14 protein-coding genes, 2 tRNA genes and 1 rRNA gene are annotated in these 15,163 nt (G+C 69.7%); 11 read left to right on the top strand and 6 right to left on the bottom strand.

From position 1 onward, the window contains the following. Positions 1-61 precede the first annotated feature (61 nt). The gene (locus ABD292_RS23065; protein WP_344210516.1) at positions 62-1,786 is read right to left on the bottom strand and encodes a ThiF family adenylyltransferase; all 1,725 of its coding nucleotides are present in this window, start codon (positions 1,784-1,786) and stop codon (positions 62-64) included. 129 nt (positions 1,787-1,915) lie between these two features. Here ABD292_RS23065 and ABD292_RS23060 point away from each other — a divergent pair, with 129 nt between their 5' ends. The 3 genes from ABD292_RS23060 (at position 1,916) to ABD292_RS23050 (ending at position 3,862) form a co-directional block, all read left to right on the top strand. Then, positions 1,916-2,698, top strand: a complete 783-nt coding sequence (locus ABD292_RS23060; RefSeq protein WP_344210514.1) for an enoyl-CoA hydratase/isomerase family protein — start codon at positions 1,916-1,918, stop codon at positions 2,696-2,698. A 67-nt stretch (positions 2,699-2,765) separates the two neighbouring features. Continuing rightward, positions 2,766-3,281 (top strand): M48 metallopeptidase family protein, encoded by a 516-nt coding sequence (locus ABD292_RS23055; RefSeq protein WP_177241275.1) that lies wholly within the window; start codon positions 2,766-2,768, stop codon positions 3,279-3,281. After that, positions 3,275-3,862, top strand: coding sequence for a DUF2064 domain-containing protein (locus ABD292_RS23050; RefSeq protein WP_344210511.1), 588 nt, complete (start codon positions 3,275-3,277; stop codon positions 3,860-3,862). Before ABD292_RS23055 ends, ABD292_RS23050 begins: the two co-directional genes overlap by 7 nt. On the opposite strand, the gene ABD292_RS23045 is transcribed toward ABD292_RS23050, so the two are convergent. Genes ABD292_RS23045 through ABD292_RS23035 form a run of 3 tightly spaced genes read right to left on the bottom strand, consistent with a single transcriptional unit; the run spans position 3,849 to position 6,658 of the window. Further along, on the bottom strand, positions 3,849-4,844 hold the full coding sequence (locus ABD292_RS23045; protein ID WP_344210509.1) for an endonuclease/exonuclease/phosphatase family protein: 996 nt from the start codon (positions 4,842-4,844) through the stop codon (positions 3,849-3,851). The genes ABD292_RS23050 and ABD292_RS23045 overlap by 14 nt on opposite strands. Before the next feature lie 30 nt (positions 4,845-4,874). Beyond that, positions 4,875-5,435 (bottom strand): NUDIX hydrolase, encoded by a 561-nt coding sequence (locus ABD292_RS23040; RefSeq protein WP_344210507.1) that lies wholly within the window; start codon positions 5,433-5,435, stop codon positions 4,875-4,877. Continuing rightward, positions 5,432-6,658: a zinc-dependent metalloprotease gene (locus tag ABD292_RS23035; protein WP_344211632.1), complete on the bottom strand. Its 1,227-nt coding sequence runs from the start codon at positions 6,656-6,658 to the stop codon at positions 5,432-5,434. Before ABD292_RS23035 ends, ABD292_RS23040 begins: the two co-directional genes overlap by 4 nt. Positions 6,659-6,788: 130 nt before the next feature. Here ABD292_RS23035 and ABD292_RS23030 point away from each other — a divergent pair, with 130 nt between their 5' ends. The 7 genes from ABD292_RS23030 to ABD292_RS23000 all read left to right on the top strand — a co-directional run bounded on the left by ABD292_RS23030 (position 6,789) and on the right by ABD292_RS23000 (position 13,749). Beyond that, positions 6,789-7,862, top strand: a complete 1,074-nt coding sequence (locus tag ABD292_RS23030) for an NAD-dependent epimerase/dehydratase family protein (protein WP_344211630.1) — start codon at positions 6,789-6,791, stop codon at positions 7,860-7,862. Between the two features lie 62 nt (positions 7,863-7,924). Then, a complete protein-coding gene (locus tag ABD292_RS23025) occupies positions 7,925-8,350 on the top strand; it encodes a molybdenum cofactor biosynthesis protein MoaE (RefSeq protein ID WP_344210504.1) in 426 nt (141 codons plus the stop codon). A gap of 10 nt (positions 8,351-8,360) precedes the next feature. Next, the gene (locus ABD292_RS23020) at positions 8,361-9,404 is read left to right on the top strand and encodes a YlbL family protein (protein ID WP_344210501.1); all 1,044 of its coding nucleotides are present in this window, start codon (positions 8,361-8,363) and stop codon (positions 9,402-9,404) included. A 164-nt stretch (positions 9,405-9,568) separates the two neighbouring features. Continuing rightward, on the top strand, positions 9,569-12,520 hold the full coding sequence (locus ABD292_RS23015) for a UPF0182 family membrane protein (RefSeq protein ID WP_344210498.1): 2,952 nt from the start codon (positions 9,569-9,571) through the stop codon (positions 12,518-12,520). Between the two features lie 57 nt (positions 12,521-12,577). Continuing rightward, positions 12,578-12,654, top strand: a tRNA-Met gene (locus tag ABD292_RS23010). 105 nt (positions 12,655-12,759) lie between these two features. Beyond that, a tRNA-Met gene (locus ABD292_RS23005) sits at positions 12,760-12,836 on the top strand. 97 nt (positions 12,837-12,933) lie between these two features. Beyond that, positions 12,934-13,749 carry a hypothetical protein gene (locus ABD292_RS23000; protein WP_344210496.1) on the top strand — a complete coding sequence of 272 codons (816 nt, stop codon included), beginning with the start codon at positions 12,934-12,936 and terminating at the stop codon, positions 13,747-13,749. Between the two features lie 10 nt (positions 13,750-13,759). On the opposite strand, the gene ABD292_RS22995 is transcribed toward ABD292_RS23000, so the two are convergent. Both ABD292_RS22995 and ABD292_RS22990 read right to left on the bottom strand, forming a co-directional pair. Continuing rightward, the gene (locus ABD292_RS22995) at positions 13,760-13,948 is read right to left on the bottom strand and encodes a hypothetical protein (protein ID WP_344210493.1); all 189 of its coding nucleotides are present in this window, start codon (positions 13,946-13,948) and stop codon (positions 13,760-13,762) included. Between the two features lie 103 nt (positions 13,949-14,051). Next, positions 14,052-14,459: a hypothetical protein gene (locus ABD292_RS22990; RefSeq protein WP_344210490.1), complete on the bottom strand. Its 408-nt coding sequence runs from the start codon at positions 14,457-14,459 to the stop codon at positions 14,052-14,054. A 580-nt stretch (positions 14,460-15,039) separates the two neighbouring features. On the opposite strand from ABD292_RS22990, the gene ABD292_RS22985 reads away from it, so the two are divergent. Continuing rightward, positions 15,040-15,163, top strand: a 16S ribosomal RNA gene (locus tag ABD292_RS22985); the annotation flags it as partial.

Raw genomic sequence — 15,163 nt, 5'->3', positions numbered from 1 at the left:
CTGATGCGCGGAACCTCGGCAGAGGTCCGCTTCCCCCCTTCGTGGTCGTCCTCTGAGCACGTCAGTCGCGGTGAGGCGACATGACCATTGTTAGCGGAGATGGATTGTTTCGCATACAACGACAATGCGGATGTTGCTGCCAGGAGCGTCTTTTCCAGCGCCAATCAGGCGTTACGTCCATTGTGCCGTTGGTCACAGCGGATTCCTTGCCGTCAAGATGAGCAAGCGCATGTCCGGTAGCCTCCGCCGCGACCAGCGTCGCCAGGGTCGCGTCACAGGCGATCTCGCCCGGCGGGTAGCCGCCCACCGTCGCGGTCACGATCGGCCAGGCGGGGTCGCTGTCGCGACGCGCGAGGTCGAGGCAGTGCAGGCACGCGGTCCTTCCCGGCAGGACCAGTGGCCCGACCATCCCATGCCCCTCGAAGGCGGCCGCCAGGAGGTGGGGGATGCCCAGGGCGGTCAGTTCGTTGGCCAGCACCCCGTCCAGGGGCGTGACCGGCGCGATGACCACCAGATCCGGCCTATCCGACTGATCCCCAAGATATGTCCCTCCGGCAAGTACCTCGACCGTCGGTCTGACCAGGTCATGACCGTCGATGTACCGGCTGTCGCGCGGTTTCCTGGGCCGTGCGAGGGCCTCCTGCCGCGCGGCCAACTCGGCGGCCCGCTGACTCGTCGGCCTGCCGAGGTAGCGCATGTCATTGCCCACGTACGCGCCTGCGCCCCTGTTCACGCCCGCGCCGCTCATGCCAGTGCCGCTTCTGGCACCTGCGCCTGCACCCGTGCCGGTTCTGGGCCCCGTGACCTGCGAGGCGGGTGGCGTGCCACGCCCCGGCGACCGCTCGCCGGTCGCAGGCGCCGCGCCAGGACGCCGGCCCACGGAGGAGCCGCCAGAGGAAACAGCTTGCGGGACGGCGGGGGAGGACGTCCGGCCGCCGGCACCAGAGCGCGACGCCCCAGCCGCCCCGCCACCGCCACCCGTACGCGTACCCGCGCCGCCACCGGCGTCGGGACGCGCACCCGTCCCGCCACCGCCACCCGTACGTGCCCCCGTCGTCGGCGCCTGGCCGGCAACAGCGGCCCGCGGGGACCGGGCCGTCGCCGCGGATGCGCCGGCCGGGCCCGGGACAGAGCGGGAACCAGGAGAACCAGGTGCGGCGGAGCCGGACGCGGGGACATCGTCCGGGACATCGGGGGCAGGCGGGCGACCACCGGAGGTGAGCCGCCGCGCCACGGCCGCCGCGCCCTCCTCCCGCGTCATCCCCACCTCCGCCCACGACAGCCCGCCCGGCGTGATGTGAGCAGGCCGTACGGTGCCGGGATCGATCACCCGGATGTGCCCCACCCCGGCCGCCGCGAGCAGGGCGACGATCTGCGCTCCCACCCGCCCGGCCCCGTAGACCCGCATCCGGGAGGCGCGGCGCCGGGCGACCAGCCCCATGCCGCCGTCCGGTGACGCGGAGGCGAGGTCGAGGGCGTCGAGGTCGGGTCTCAGCCGGTCGCGCTCGGCCAGGCTGAGGTCACTCAGCACGCCGGAGCAGACCGACGCGTCGTGCAGTGCGCCCTGGGCGGTGAGCTGGTCGAGAAGGGAACGGGCGCGGCACTCGTCGAGACCGGCGGCGCCCGCGGCACGCAGGACGTGATCCAGATCGCGGGTGCCGTCGAGACATTCCAGCCATTGCCGGATCGGCCGGGCCAGGCCGGACATCACGACGGCGCGCAGGGGGTGCACGCCGTACTGAAGGGTCTGCTCATCGCGGAGTACGCGCCGGAGGGCGGGCTTCACTCGGGGCCTCATGGCGGGAAGGTTGGCACGCCGGACCATGATCCCGAGAGCGTTCCGCGCCGCCTGTGGATAACCCCGCCCACCCACCGGCGATCAAGGCCCCGAAGGCCCCCCGAGTACGCTCTCCGCATGAACGAGCTCTTGGTTGATCGCGACGACGACGGCGTGGTGCTCCTCACCCTCAACGTCCCCGAACGCCGCAACGCCATGACCGACGCCATGACCGACCGCTGGCGCGAGACGATGACCGCGCTCGCCACCGACCCCGACGCCCGCTGCGTCGTCGTGACCGGCGCGGGCACCGCCTTCTCGGCCGGCGGCGACCTGTCCTGGCTCGGCGAGCGCGGCGCCGAGGCCGTCCCCGAGCTGCGCGAGCGCATGCTCGCCTTCTACCGGACCTGGCTGCTGGTCAACCAGCTGGAGATTCCCACGATCGCCGCCGTCAACGGCCCGGCGGTCGGCGCGGGCCTGTGCGTGGCGCTGGCCTGCGACCTCGTCTACGCCGCCGACGACGCGAAGCTCCTGGTCCCGTTCACCTCGCTGGGGCTGCACCCGGGGATGGCGGCGACGTACCTGCTGCCCCGCAGAGCGGGCGTCGGACTGGCCCGCGAGATGCTGCTGACCGGCCGCACGCTGACCGGAAGGGAAGCGGCGGATAAAGGTTTGGTAAATCGATCTTTCCCTAACAATGACCTGATCCCCGAAGTCAGAGCCCTCGCCCAGAAGATCGCTCAGAACGCTCCCATTGCCACACGACTCACCAAACTGGCCCTCAACCAAGACCATCAAGACCTGGAAGCCGCGCTGAGGTGGGAATCCCTGGCCCAGCCGATCACCATGGCCACGTCGGACCTGCTCGAGGGCCTGGCCGCGCATCGGGAAAGGCGCGTGCCCAAATTCACCGGCTCTTAATCATCTGACCAGCAGAAACAGCGCCTCCCCTCTGTGGAATTTCCGTCAACTCGGCTACCGTGCATATGTGCCCCCCGAGACAGTCGAGGTTCGTCGAAGTTCTCGTCGCCGGCGTACGGTCTCCGCATACCGCGACGGCGACAAGACCATCGTGCTCCTGCCCGCCTGGCTGAGCGGCGAAGACGCGGATGAATGGGTGAGCCGCATGCTGGATCGGCTGGCCGCCAAGGAAAGCCGCCGCAGACCGACGGACGAGGCCCTGCTGGAGAGAGCCAGGGAGCTGTCGGCGAAATATCTGGGCGGCGACGCCGAGCCCGTGAGCGTCCGCTGGGTCGACAACCAGCAGCACCGCTGGGGCTCGTGCACCCCGGAGAACGGCACGATCCGCATCTCGACGCGGCTCAAGGGCCTGCCGGAGTGGGTCATCAACTACGTGATCATCCACGAGCTGGTGCACCTGCTGGTGCCGAGCCACGGCGCCGCGTTCTGGGCTCTGGTCGAACAGTACCCCAAGGCGGAGCGGGCCCGCGGCTTCCTTGAAGGATTCTCCGCCGCGGCCCACTCGGCCCCGGAGGAATGTTGATCCGCGTCGTCGCCGTCCTCGTACGTCACCGCATGGCGAACGCGGCCCCCGCGGGCATCGACCCCAAGGCGTTCCTGGAGGCGATGGCCGAGGACACCTACGAGATGGCAGCCGGCCTCGACCTCGTCACCCCGGTCCTCGTCACCAGTGTCCCCGGCCTCGACGAGATCGTCTGGCCCGGCACCGAGATCATCGACATCGGCGAGGACGAGCCGCTGGCGTCCGTGCTGTCCCGGCTCCCCGGCGACCAGGCCGCGGTGATCGGCGCCGACGCGCCCGACCTGCCGCCGCTGCTGGTGGGCAAGCTGTTCCGCGAGCTCGGCCGCGCGGAGATCACGGTCTGCCCGGCGGAAGGAGGCGGCGCCGTGGCCCTGGCCTGCGCGTTGCCCGCTCCGGCCTGGGCCGACCCCGATCTCGACGATCCCGCCGTCGTGGCCACGCTCCGCGCGCAGGCCCCCGGCCCCCGGAGGGTCGCCACCACTCCGGGCTGGCACCGCCTGCGCGCCCCCGAGGACGTCCACCGCCTGGACCCCGGTCTCGAAGGCTGGGACAACACCCGGACCCTGCTCAAGGAAGCGTGAGCTCGGCCAGCACGGCCCGGTGATCGGTGCCCGGCACCGTCCGTACGTCCACCGCGCGCACCGCCACCCGCCGGTCCACCAGCACGTGGTCGATGGTGATGATCGGCGGCACCTTCTTGTTGGCCGGCCACGTCGGGATCAGCCCGGCCCCCACCTGGTCGGCCGCGTCCTTGTAGCCCCGCGACAGCAGCTCGCGCAGCGCCGCGTGGTCGAGCGAGGCGTTGAAGTCGCCGGCCAGGATCCGCACCCGGTCGCGGGAGGCGGACGGCAGCGTCCGCAGCGCCCGGTTCCAGTTGACGACGTTCGGCCCGAGCGGCGGATAGGGATGGACGTCCACGAACTCGATCGGCTCCCCGCCCGGCACCGACACGACCGCGGCCGGCATCTTGTGCCCGACGTCCGGCACCACGTCCGGCAACTCACGCAGCTCGTGCCTGGAGTAGATCCCGCTGCCGCCGGCGCTCCACTCGGCCTCCAGCACGCGGTGGGGCAGCAGCTCCTTGAGCCCGGCCGCGTCCAGGTCGGACACCGCGCCGGGCGTCAGCTCCTGCGTGCTCAGCACGTCGGGCTCGAACTCACGCACCATCCGCACGATCGTCCCGGCGTCGGCCCGCCCGAACAGCATGTTGATCGTCATGACCTTGAACGGCCGCCCGGCGGCCGCCTCGGCCCTGCCGAGCGCCCGGGGCAGCACGGCGAGCCCGAGCGCCGTGGTCGCCACCAGCGCCACGGCGGTGGCCGCGCGCCGCCGCCCGGCCGCCGCGATCAGCAGCGGGAGCAGCGATCCCGCCGCCACGTACGGCGTCGCCGTCATGATCTGCGTCGGCAGCGAGCCGCGCTCCAGCCCCGCCACCCTGGCGGCGGCCCAGGCCGCGAAAGGGGTCACCGCCATCCAGGTCAGGACGGAACCGGGAATTGTCCGGCGTCTGCGTACGGGCGTGACGATCGTGCCCCCCACGGGCGACTCAGCCGGAGCGCTCACCAGACCCCCTTTGGAACGACACAAAGGACTCTAGCCAACCCGGCCGGAACGCAGGCCGAGCACCGCCTGTCCACGTCTGGCCAACCGGCGCGTCGCCTCGTCGGAAAGCTCGGGGATCTCCTCGACGGGGAACCAGCGCAGGTCGAGCGACTCCTCGCTGATCACCGCCTCCGCGCCGGGCGGGGCCACGGCGGCGTACTCGACGTCGAGGTGCCAGCTCCTCGGCGGATGGCACCACACCTCGTGCTTGTCCACGGCCAGCGGCCCGGGCAGCAGCTCAAGACCGGAGATGCCGGACTCCTCCCGCGCCTCACGCAGGGCCACCTCGGTCAGCGAGGCGTCGGAGGGCTCGCAGTGCCCGCCCATGGGCAGCCACATGCCGGCCTTGGGATGCAGCGTGAGCAGCACCCGCGCGCCGTCGTGCGAGAGCACCGCGGTGGTCGCCGTCAGGTGCCCGGGCACGCAGGCGCGCAGCATCGCGTCGTCGTGGTCCCGCAGGTGGCCGAGGAACTCGACGCGCAGCGCCTCCTCCTCGGGCGTGGGCGCGGTCCAGGCCGACAGCACCGAGACCGCGTCGCCGTGCAGGCTCAACTGGCGCCGCCCTCGCCCTCGCCGTCGCCCTTGCCGTCGTCCGGCTTGCGCTCCAGCTCGGAGATGTCCCACGCCTGCTCGCCCCGGACGAACGCCTCGGGGTCGTCGAGGTCGTCGGCCGTCGGCATCAGGTCGGGGTGGCCCCACAGCGCGTCGCGGCCGTCGACGCCGCGCGCCTCCTCGAGGGCCCGCCACAGCGCCGCCGCCTCGCGCAGCCGCCGGGGCCGCAGCTCCAGCCCCACCAGCGTGCCGAAGGTCAGCTCGGCGGGCCCGCCGGTGGCCCTGCGCCGGCGTACGGTCTCGGCGAGCGCGACCGCCGAAGGCAGCTTGCCCGAGGCGCTGCTGTCCACCACGGTGGCGACCCAGCCCTCGACCAGCGCGAGCGTCGTCTCCAGCCGGGCCAGGGCGGCCTTCTGCCGCTCGGTCTCCTCGGGCTTGAGCAGGTCGCCCCCGCTCAGCGCCTCCTGAAGGGCCTCGGGGTTGTTGATGTCGAGCCCACGGATCTGCTCCTCCAGTTTGGAGGTGTCGACCGTGATGCCCCTGGCGTATTCCTCGACCGCGCCCAGCAGGTGCGAACGCAGCCACGGCACGTGCTGGAACAACCGGTGGTGCGCGGCCTCGCGCAGCGCCAGGTAGATCCTGATCTCCTCGGAGGGGATCTCCAGGCCGTCGCTGAAGTGGGCGATGCCGCCCGGCAGCAGCGCCGCCCTGTCGGACAGCGGCAGGCCGATGTCGGTCGTGCCGACGACCTCGCGGGCGAGCGAGGCGATGGCCTGGCCGATCTGCTGGCCGACCATCATGCCGCCCATCTGCTTCAGCATGCCCATGAGCGGGCCGGCCATCTGCTGCGCCTCGGGCGGCAGACCGGCGCCGCCGAGCGCGCCGCCCATGGTGTCGACCATGCGCTGGGCTATGGGTTCGCAAAGCTTTCGCCACACCGGGACGGTGTTCTCGATCCATTCGGACCGGCTCCAGGCCTGCGGATTCACCACGCCGCTGGGCAGCGTGGTCGCCTCGTTCAGCCAGAGGTCGGCCAGGCTCAGCGCCTCCACGATCTGGCGGCGCTCGCCTTCCATGACGCTCGGGTCGCCCTCGGCGACCACGGCGTGCCGGGCGATGTTCTTCGCCATGTCCCAGTTGACAGGGCCGGAGCCCTGAGGCGCCGACAGCATGTCGGCGAACTGGCGCATCGCCTGAGCCATCTGCTCAGGGTTGCCGAACATCGCGAACGGGTTTTCGTTGGGGTCGTTTTCACGACCTGGCAGGTCAGTCACCGCTCTACCTCGTGCAGGATGGAGGAGTCCACATCCGCCACGTTAGTCGTCCTGCGGCGGATCAGTGCAAAGTGAGGACCTGGTGCCTACCTCGAAACGCCCGCGCCAACCCGTCGTCGCCGTTACGGGCGCCGCCTCCGGCATAGGCCGGGAGCTGCTCGCGAAGCTCGTGTCCTCCGCGGATTTCCGCAGGGTGGTGGCCATCGACGAAGAACGCGGCGACATCCGGGAGGCCACCTGGAGAGTCATCGACGTACGAGATCCGCTCTTGGCGAACCGCATCTCCGACATCGACGTCCTGGTCCACCTGGCCGGCGACTACGCCCTCGACTCCGACCCGGTCGAGCGGCGCGCCTACAACCTGAGAGCGGCCCAGACCGTGCTCACCGCCTGCGCCGCGGCGCGCGTACGGCGCGTGGTGCTGGTCACGAGCGCCATGGTGTACGGCGCCGCGCCCGACAACGAGGTGCCCCTGGCCGAGGACGCCCCGGTGGCGGCCGAGCCCGACACCGGCCTCGTGGGCGACCACCTGGAGATCGAGTCCCTCGTACGCCGCTCGCTGCGCAGCCACCCCGGCCTGGAGGTGACCGTGGTCCGCCCGGCCGCGATCGTCGGCCCCGGCATCGACACGGTGATCACCCGCCACTTCGAGTCGCCCCGGCTGCTGACCGTCAAGGGCTGCATGCCGCGCTGGCAGTTCTGCCACCTCGACGACCTGATCTCGGTGCTGGAGCTGGCCGCGCGCGGCGTCGTCACCGGCGTGGTGGCCGTCGGCAGCGAGGGCTGGCTGGAGCAGGAGCAGGTCGAGGAGCTGTCCGGCATCCGCAGGTTCGAACTGCCCGCGGGGCTGACGTTCGGCACCGCGCAGCGCCTGCACCGCCTCGGCATCACCCCGGCCCCGGCCACCGACCTGCACTACGTCGTCTACCCGTGGGTCGTCGACTGCGCGACGCTGCGCGAGGCCGGCTGGAAGCCCGCCTGGACCAACGAGGCGGCCTTCCGTCAGCTCCTGGAGCTGCGCGAGGACGCCACTACCGTGGTCGGCAGGCGGCTGCCGGTCAAGGAGGCGACCCTCACCGCGGCCGGCGCGACCGTCGCGGTCATCGGCACCGCCGCGATCGTCCGCCAGGTACGCAAGAAGCGCCGCCAATAGCGGGGGGCGCGGGGCCGGGCGAGCGGCGGGAAGCGGCGACGGCGGAAAGGTAGTCTTGCGGCGTGGACGTCATCCGGCTGCTCGCCATTCGCGACACCCCGCTGTCCGTCGACGAGGTGCTGGCCGCCGTGGGCGACCACGCCGCGGGCGGCACCACCCTGTTCGTGGGCACCGTGCGTGAGCAGGACCACGGCAAGCCCGTGACCAAGCTCTCCTACTCGGCCCACCCCACGGCGGAGGCCGAGCTGCGCGCGGTCGCCGAGAAGATCGCCGCCGACTTCCCCCTGACGGCCGTGGCCGCCGTCCACCGGGTGGGCGACCTGGAGCTGGGCGACATCGCCGTGATCGTGGCGGTCGCCGCGCCCCACCGCGACGAGGCGTTCCGCGCCTCGCGCAGGCTGATCGACGATCTCAAGGCGCAGGTCCCCATCTGGAAGCACCAGGAGTTCGCCGACGGCGCGACCGAGTGGGTCGGCGCCGGCGAATAAGCTCTTGACCATGTCTCGACGCGCCCTGACGCTGTTGCTCGCGGGATTCCTCGTGCTCGCGTTCGGGGTGGCGGGCGCCTTCAGGCCGGTGCCCTACGTCGTGCTGAGCCCCGGCCCGACCGAGAACACCCTCGGCGAGCTCGAGAAGAAGCCGGTCATCTCGATCTCCGGCCGGCAGACCTATCCCACCAGCGGCGCGCTCAGCCTGGTCACCGTCGCCTACCAGGGCGGCCCCGCCGCCCAGATCGACCTGCTGACGGCGCTGCGCGGCTGGATCGATCCCGACGTGGCCGTGGTCCCGCAGGAGACCATCTTCGCTCCCAACCGCGACCCGAAGGAGGTCGAGGAGGAGAACACGGTGGAGATGACCAACTCCCAGGACTCCGCGACCGCCGCCGCGCTCAACGAGCTCAAGATCCCCTACAGCATGATCGTGTCCGTCGTCTCCACGGAGAAGGGCAAGCCCGCCGACGGCAAGCTGCTTAAGGGCGACGAGATCACCTCGATCGACGGCAAGGACGCCAAGGACGTCGACATCGTCAGCAGCACCGTCAAGGCGCACAAACCCGGCGAAGAGGTGGTCTTCGGCGTCCTACGGGGCGGGCAGAAGGTCGAGGTCCCGCTGCGGCCGATCGCGGGGCCGAAGGGGCAGCCGCAGGTCGGCGTGCTCATGCAGACCAAGTACAAATTCCCGTTCGACGTCGACATCAACGTCGGCGACGTGGGCGGGCCGAGCGCCGGGCTGATGTTCTCGCTGGGCATTCTCGACAAGCTCACCCCCGGCGAGCTCACCGGCGGCAAGAAGATCGCCGGCACCGGCACCATCGAGCCCACGGGCGAGGTGGGCCCGATCGGCGGCATCCAGCAGAAGATGATCGGCGCGAAGAAGGCCGGCGCGACGGTGTTCCTGACGCCGGCCGACAACTGCGGCGAGGCGGTGCAGGCGGCGCCCGACGGGCTGCGGCTGGTCCGCGCCGACACGCTGCACGCCGCGGTGCAGGCGCTCGACGCGCTGCGCACCGGCACGGGCAACGTCCCGGCCTGCCCTTCCTGAACCTGCGTAGTCGCAGACAAACCCTCGGACGAGGAAACTTTCGCCGGCCGCCGTGCGTTAGCCGTACGGCTGGCCTAGCGGTGTAGGTTGCCAGACACGGACCGTTTCTTCATTACGACGAGGGGTTGGCCTTGAGCTTCCGGACCCCAGGAGCCGGCAGGGCGATGCGCTTGCCCCGCCGACCGCGACTGCTTCTACCTGTGGCGATCGCCCTTGTGGCGATCGTCGCGTTGTTCTTCCTCTTCAGCGGCATCTATACCGACTACCTGTGGTTCGACGCCGTGGACTACACGTCGGTCTTCACCGGCGTGGTGCTGACCCAGATCGTGCTGTTCCTGGTCGGCGCGCTGCTGATGGTCGTGATCGCGGGCGGCAACATGCTGCTGGCGTTCCGCACGCGGCCCATGTTCGGCCCCGCGATGTTCGGCGGGGCGAGCGGAGCCGACCGCTACCGCATGGCGCTCGACCCGCACCGCAAGCTGATCTTCATCATCGGCATGGGGCTGCTCGCGCTCTTCTCCGGCTCGTCCTTCGCCGGTCAGTGGCAGACGTGGCTGCAGTTCGTCAACGGCGCGTCGTTCGGCAAGAAGGACGAGCTGTTCGGCTTCGACATCTCGTTCTACATGTTCGACTATCCGTTCATCCGGATGGTCCTGAACTTCCTGTTCACCGCGATCATCATCTCGATCCTGCTGGCCGCGATCACGCACTACCTGTACGGCGGCTTCCGCCTGCAGTCGCCCGGTCTGCACGCCTCCCGGGCCGCCCGCGTCCACCTGTCGGTGCTGCTCGGCATCTTCGTGCTGCTCAAGGCCATCGCCTACTGGGTCGACCGCTACGGACTGGTCTTCTCCGACCGGGGCTTCGTGCACGGCGCGTCCTACACCGACGTCAACGCGGTCCTGCCGGCCAAGACCATCCTCGCGATCATCGCGCTGATCTGCGCCGCGCTCTTCTTCGCCGGCGTGGTGCGGCCCGGCGGCATGCTGCCCGGCGTGTCCTTCGGCCTGCTCGTGCTCTCGGCCATCCTGATCGGCGGCGTCTACCCGGCGCTCGTCGAGCAGTTCCAGGTCAAGCCCAACCAGCAGGGCAAGGAGGCGCTGTACATCCAGCGCAACATCGACGCCACCCGGGAGGCGTACAACGTCGACAAGACCGAGGTCGAGACGTACAACGCCCAGGCCGACCCGGCCAAGGTCCAGCCGGGCGGCGACACCTCGGTCTCCGGCGTGCGACTGCTCGACCCTGCGCTGGTCTCCTCGACGTACGAGCAGACCCAGCGCATCCGCGGCTTCTACAACTTCGCCGAGCCGCTCGACGTCGACCGCTACCCCGACGCCAACGGCAAGATGATCGACCACGTCGTCGGCGTCCGCGAGCTGACCGGCCCGCCCGAGGGCCAGAACAACTGGATCAACCGCCACCTCGTCTACACCCACGGCTACGGCTTCGTCGCCGCGCCCGGCAACAAGGTCGACAGCAGCGGCCTGCCCGACTACGACGCCAAGGACATGCCGGTCACCGGCCCGCTCGCGACCAGCACGGGCCTGAAGGAGCCGCGCGTCTACTTCGGCGAGGAGCCGGCCTCGGCCGAATACGTCATCGCCGGCGGCAACCCCAACCGGCCGCAGGAGCTCGACTACCCGCAGACCGGCGGCACCGGCCAGAAGAACACCACCTACACCGGCGGCGGCGTCGCCCTCGGCTCGTTCTTCAACCGCATGCTCTACGCCGCCAAGTACAGCGAGGCGAACATCCTGCTGTCCGGCGACGTCAACGCCGACTCGAAGATCCTCTACGAGCGCCACCCGCGTGACCGCGTCCAGAAGGTCGCGCCGTTCCTGACGCTCGACGGCAACCCTTACCCCGCGATCGTGGACGGCCGCATCGTGTGGATCGTGGACGGCTACACCACGTCCAACGACTACCCGTACTCGCAGAGCGAGAGCCTCGGCGACATGACGCGCGACACCTCCAGTGACCGCCGCGTCATCGCCCAGCAGCCGACCGACCGCATCAACTACATCCGCAACTCGGTCAAGGCCACCGTCGACGCCTACGACGGCACGGTCAAGCTGTTCGCCTGGGACACCAACGACCCGGTGCTGCGCACCTGGAGCTCCGCCTTCCCCGGCGTCATCCGCCCGGCCTCCGAGATGAGCGCCGACCTGAAGGCGCACGTCCGTTACCCCGAGGACCTGTTCAAGGTGCAGCGCTACACCCTGTCGCGCTACCACATCACCGACCCGTCCGCCTTCTACAGCGGCCAGGACTTCTGGAACGTCCCGGGCGACCCGACGCAGGGCGACAAGAACACCAAGCAGCCGCCCTACTACCTGACCACCACGATGCCGGGTGAGCAGCCGACGTTCTCGCTGACCACCACGTTCGTGCCGCGCCAGGGCCCCAACCTGGCGGCGTTCATGGCGGTCAACTCCTCGGCAGAGTCGGGCTACGGACGCATCCGCATCCTGCGGATGCCGTCCAGCACCCCGATCCCCGGCCCCGGTCAGGCACAGAACGCCTTCCAGAGCCGCTTCGCCGGCGAGCTCAACCTCCTCGGCGTCGGCGCCTCGTCGGTCCGCTACGGCAACCTGCTCACGCTCCCGTACGCGGGCGGCCTGGTCTACATCGAACCGGTGTACATCCAGGTGACCGCGGGCGGCGGACAGGAGCCCTACCCGATCCTGCAGCGCGTCCTGGTGTCGTTCGGCAGCAAGATCGGTGTGGGACGCACCCTGACCGAGGCCCTCCAAGAGGTCTTCGGCGCGGAGGAGCAACAGCAACAGCAGCAGGAACAGAACAACCAGCAGCAGGAGCAGGGCCAGGCCCAGGCCAACACCGCACTCTCCTCCGCGATCACCAACGCGCAGAAGGCCTACGACGACGCCCAGAAGGCGCTGCAGGCCAGCCCGCCCGACTGGGACGCGTACGGCGAGGCGCAGAAGCGGCTGCAGGAGGCGCTGAAGGCGCTGGAGGGCGCGAACCGGCAGCAGCCGGACGCCTCCGCCAGCCCGTCACCGTCCGCGTCGCCGTCGGCTTCACCCTCGGCCTCACCGACGGCCTCCCCGCCTGCCACGCCGTCCCCATCGGCGTCGCCGACGGGAGGCACCTAGCCATCCGGTTTGCATCCACCCCGCGTTGCCGTCTAGTCTTAAGGCGCAACGCAGCGACGCGGGGTGGAGCAGTTCGGTAGCTCGCTGGGCTCATAACCCAGAGGTCGCAGGTTCAAATCCTGCCCCCGCTACCAAGAAGTCGAAGGCCCGGGAAACCGGGCCTTCGCTCGTTTCCGGGCCAGATTCGTCCCGGTACGAAGCACTCTCGCCAGCCTGTATAGTTGATGAAGTCACACCGACGCGGGGTGGAGCAGTTCGGTAGCTCGCTGGGCTCATAACCCAGAGGTCGCAGGTTCAAATCCTGTCCCCGCTACCAAGAAGGCCCTGGTCACCGAGAAATCGGAGACCAGGGCCTTGTTCTTTTCCCTCGGCTTGACCGCACTCTGGCAGGGCTTTTCCGCGAGGATGGGCCCATGGGACTTTCGACGCCGAGGCGGTGGGCCTTCCTGACGGTCGCCGTGCTGGTCGCCTCCACACCGGTTCCGGCCCAGGCCGCCACGGATCCGGCAGGTGCCCTCGAACGGCACCTCCGCGCCGGCCACGGCGTACGGATCTCCGAGACCACCCGCATCACGCTCGGCAAGCGGCCCTCGGAGACCCGGATCACCGGCCGGCTCCGGCTCGCGCCGGCAGGCCCCGCCGCGGCCCAGTTCACCTGGTGGAGCGTCCCCCGCAAGGAGACCTACCGCGTGATCCGCGTCGGCTCGACCGTGTACGACGGCAGCAACGCCCACCCCGGGCCGATTCCCGACGGCAAGAAGTGGATCCGGTTCCCCAACAAGCACCGGGGAGTCATGGCCCGCGACATGGCGGCCGACGCCAGCCAGCAGCCGATCAACGTGTACGACCCGACGACGCTGAAGGCCGTGCTGAAGCGCTCGACCCGCAAGCCCGGCTTCCTCTACCAGGGCACCATGAGCTACCGCGACCTGGACAAGATCACCAAGACTCCGCTGTTCCATTGGACCAGCGGCCGCCCCATCGGGCCGAAGAGCCGGGGGAAGATCACCTGGAAGCTCTGGACCGGTCGTGACGGGACGCTCAAGCGCCTGCTCACCACGGACACCGAGGCGGCCCTGGTCAAACGGACCGACACCCGCTACTCCGCCTGGGGCTCCCGCGTCGTCATCACCGCACCGCCCGCCGACGAGGTGATCGACGAAGCCGACCTGCTGGAGTACATCCGCAACGAGAACGAGCCCATCCCCGAGGACGAAGGCAACACCTGACCGGTCCGGCTCAGAGGCGCTTGCCCATCAAGGCGGCCGCCTTGTGCACGGCCCAGCCGATCAGCAGGAAGCCGAAGACGACCTGCGCGATGTGCATCCATGGCGAGGAGTCGTCCGCGTAGAGCACGACACCGGCCCACAACAGGCCGAAGATCCCGACCAGGAGGATCGCCACCCAGTTCAGCCTCCGTTGCCACATATCGGCAGTCTGGCAGTCCAGGGTGAAAGGACAGGTATGTCCGCAGTCGCCAACGAGTCAGGTCTGGCCCGACCGGCGCCGGCCGCTCCGCCGTCTCGGCGCCTCAGTGCCGCAGAGTGCGGCGGGTGCCGGCGCAACGGCGCAGTCGCGGGCCGCGCGGGCTCGGCGGGACAGGGTCGACGCCGCTCTCCATGTGGGCGAGCAGAGCGGCCGCCGTTCTGGCATCGGCCAGAATGCGCCGTACCTCTTCGTCGTCCTGGGGGAGCTCACCGCGCCGGGCCAGCTCGTCCCGTACGAACGACAGGGGGTCCGGCTCGCCCGCCATCTCGGCCGCGGCACTGGCTCGCGCGGCCGTCAGCAACTGCAGATACCGGGAACGCTGGACGGCCTCGCGCGTGTGAACGTGCTCGAGATCGTCGATGAGCGTCATGGCCACCCGCAGCAGGTCTCCGGCGCTGGTCCCCTTGTCGGTGAGGAAGGCGCGGATGTCGTCGAACTCCGAGCGGGTCATGGCGGACACCTCCGAGAGAGCGCTCTGCTCGTGGAGTACTTCCTACCGGGGGGCGATTGCGGATGACTTGCTGTGCGCTTGACCGGGCGTGTCGGGCGGGCGAAGCATGGGAGAGGTTTGGGGGACTGCAGGGGAGGGAAGGACCATGTGATTACCCGAGTTGCGCGAAGCACCGGCGATCGGCTGCTAGAGTTGCTTCGCGCGGGACGCCCGGGGCTCACGGAGCTCCAGGAGTCGGCCCGCAAATCCCACTGACGGACCTGGACCGACCACTTCGGATGGGCTGGTAAGTTAGAGGGGTTGCCCCGGAAACGGGGCGCGGATTAATTCCAGCAGGTCGAGCAAGTCCGGTCAATTTGACAGAGACTTGAACGGCTGAAAGAATTAAGACACAACGAAGACGAAATGAACGCCTCCGAGGCGGGGCCCGCAAGGGAATCCGGCAAGGAAGTACGCGTCCGTTTCTTGAGAACTCAACAGTGTGTTAAAAGCCAGTGCATGTGCATCACACATGTATGACCCCGTCATTTTTGACGGATTCTTGCTTGGATGATTCATCCGAACAAGCCTTGAAAAGCATTGTTTGGAGAGTTTGATCCTGGCTCAGGACGAACGCTGGCGGCGTGCTTAACACATGCAAGTCGAGCGGAAAGGCCCTTCGGGGTACTCGAGCGGCGAACGGGTGAGTAACACGTGAGCAACCT

Source organism: Nonomuraea bangladeshensis, assembly GCF_039529455.1.
GTDB lineage: Bacteria > Actinomycetota > Actinomycetes > Streptosporangiales > Streptosporangiaceae > Nonomuraea > Nonomuraea bangladeshensis.
The sequence above is the reverse complement of the archived record's forward strand: the minus strand, read 5'-3'. Positions and strand labels throughout refer to the sequence as shown.